The 2149-nt window shown below is 65.9% G+C and carries 4 protein-coding genes; 3 read left to right on the plus strand and 1 reads right to left on the minus strand.

Annotation, left to right across the window (positions count from 1 at the left end):
* The 3 genes from JaAD80_RS31065 to JaAD80_RS28565 all read left to right on the plus strand — a co-directional run.
* Nucleotides 1-373 (plus strand): hypothetical protein (locus JaAD80_RS31065; protein WP_180979646.1); only part of this gene is annotated, 373 nt, incomplete at its 5' end.
* 85 nt (nucleotides 374-458) lie between these two features.
* Nucleotides 459-1082 carry an excisionase family DNA-binding protein gene (locus JaAD80_RS28560; RefSeq protein ID WP_102299546.1) on the plus strand — a complete coding sequence of 208 codons (624 nt, stop codon included), beginning with the start codon at nucleotides 459-461 and terminating at the stop codon, nucleotides 1080-1082.
* Nucleotides 1083-1276: 194 nt separating this feature from the next.
* On the plus strand, nucleotides 1277-1483 hold the full coding sequence (locus tag JaAD80_RS28565; protein WP_102299545.1) for an Hpt domain-containing protein: 207 nt from the start codon (nucleotides 1277-1279) through the stop codon (nucleotides 1481-1483).
* 209 nt (nucleotides 1484-1692) lie between these two features.
* Here JaAD80_RS28565 and JaAD80_RS28570 read toward each other — a convergent pair.
* A partial coding sequence (locus JaAD80_RS28570) for an NnrS family protein (RefSeq protein ID WP_146012595.1) occupies nucleotides 1693-2149 on the minus strand: 457 nt, incomplete at its 5' end.

Here is a 2149-nt window from a genome sequence, read left to right on the forward strand (position 1 = left end):
GTTCCAGCAGGCGCGGCTCGATGCGATGTTTGGCGAAGACCGGCTGGTGCAGGGCGAGATCCTGGCCCTCTTCGTGGCCGAGACGCGCGACCGCCTGGCAGGCATCGCGCATGCCCTGCGCTATGCCCGCATGGCATCGGCCCGGGTACTGGAACAGGAAATCTTCGACACCAGCACGGCCCTGGGGCTGGTGCAGCTGCGGCAGCTGTCCGGCGCCGCCGTGCATGCCAGTTTCAACAACGACATCGAAGCACAGCGGCGCCTGCATGCGGACTTGCTGATGGCGCTGGAAGTGCTGTCAAGCGCGGTAACGCAGTTGCAGCAGCCGCAGCTATACGAAGACCGCCGGCGCGACACGGAAAGCCAGCGCTGACGATAATTCATGAGATTTGGCAAATTTGATTTTCACGCATCGCCTGCGTATGATGGCCACATCCTCACCCATCCCGGCCCTCGCCATGCAAGCAGCTGACGTCTGTACCACGCAACAAGCTGCCGAACTCCTCGGCATTTCCGTCACGTCCGTGCAGCAACTGGTGGAAGCGGGGGTCATCGAAGCATGGAAGACGCGGGGCGGCCACCGGCGCATTCCCCTCGCCGCCGTGCATGCGTACAAGAGTGGCTACGCACAACATAGTCAGGAAGGACGCGCGCCACGCCCGTCAAGGCCGCCTGGCGACGCTTCCCCGCCCTCGATCCTCGTGATCGAGGATAATCCCATGGAACGGGCCCTGTATCAGCGGCAGCTCGCGTCCTGGGGTTTGCCCGCCAGCGTGCGCTTTTGCGAAAACGGCTACCAGGCGCTGATGGAAATCGCCCGCGACCAACCCGACATCCTTTTGAGCGACATCATCATGGACGGCATTGACGGCTACGAAGTGATACGCACCATCCTGGCAGACCCGCTGCTGGCGGACATGCATATCGCCATGCTGTCGAGCTTGCCGCCGGAAGCGCTGGAAGACAGGGGCGGCGTACCGCCAGGCGTGGTGTTCTTCGCCAAACCCATCAATTACGACGAATTGCACGGCTACCTGCGCGCCTGCTGCGCCAGCCATGCGCGGCGCGGCTTCGGCACCTGACCTCCTGCGCCCGGGGCTACCGATGCAAACCTGCCGCCACATCGACCCCGCCCTGCTGCTGCACGCCGCCTGCCACGACCTGCCCCTGTTCCGCTCACTGTGCCAGACCTATCTGGACACGGCGCCGGCCCAGGCGGCGCAGCTGGCACTGGCCATCCGCAACGGCACGCCACAAGCCATGCTGCACGCCAGCCATGCTGCACGCCAGCCATGGCTTGCGCGGCAGCGTGGCGCTGCTGGGCGCCACAACGCTGGTCAGGCGCCTGGCCGCGCTGGAAGCGCTGGCGCGCCAGCAGCACCGGCCCGAACCTGGCTGGTTCGACGAGACGGCGCTGCTGCTGGCCGAAGTGGAAACGGAAGTGCGGCGCAGCATGGCCGAATACCAGGGCGCGCCGGTCTGAAGGCCGATGCGCCCAGCATCGGCAAGCGATGGTCGAATAGGCCGTGTGTTTAAAGCAATCGGATAATGGAGGCGACGATGATCTGCTACCGCGACCTGCTGCTGAAAGCCTTTATGCTGGGCATGCTGATCTTCGTCGTCGGAGAATCGCTGTCCTACTGGGTACCCGATATCAAGAGGCTGCTGGCCTGACGCCGTTCTGCCCCGGCGTCAGCCTTCGCGTCCATCGACACGGGGCCGCCAAAGCCAGGGCGCATACACCAGCACAAACAGGGCGAATGCCAGCGACCAGCACAGCCCCGCCGCCAGCAGCAGAGGCAGGTGCAGCTCTGCGGATCCCACTGCCGCCAGCAGACGCGCCAGCGCACCGAGCTGTATCAGCCAGTACATCCACGCCTCCGCCCTGCCCGCCTTGAGCGGCCGTCCCGTATGGCCCAGGGTGGTGCGCGTCATCATGCCGATGATCAGGCCCGCCATCGAGCCCACCGTCAGCGCGTGAAACGCGGCGCTGGCCGGCAGCGCGCCCAGGCTGGCCAGCGCCAGCAGCGCGAAGCCGATGCCTATCCACGCATACGACAGGTGCAGTATCCACAGCAGCGGCACGCGCCAGGTGCGCTGCGGCTGCCAGGCCAGCAGGTTGGCCAGCGACAGCGCGCTCGCCGCCAGG

The sequence above is a fragment of the Janthinobacterium sp. AD80 genome (genome assembly GCF_002878455.1).
Taxonomy (GTDB): Bacteria; Pseudomonadota; Gammaproteobacteria; order Burkholderiales; family Burkholderiaceae_D; genus Janthinobacterium.

Bases quoted from the DNA above. Each gene is read 5' to 3' on its own strand.
- JaAD80_RS28560 (WP_102299546.1), top strand. From the start codon at position 459: ATGCAAGCAGCTGACGTCTGTACCACGCAACAAGCTGCCGAACTCCTC.
- JaAD80_RS28565 (WP_102299545.1), top strand. From the start codon at position 1,277: ATGCTGCACGCCAGCCATGGCTTGCGCGGCAGCGTGGCGCTGCTGGGC.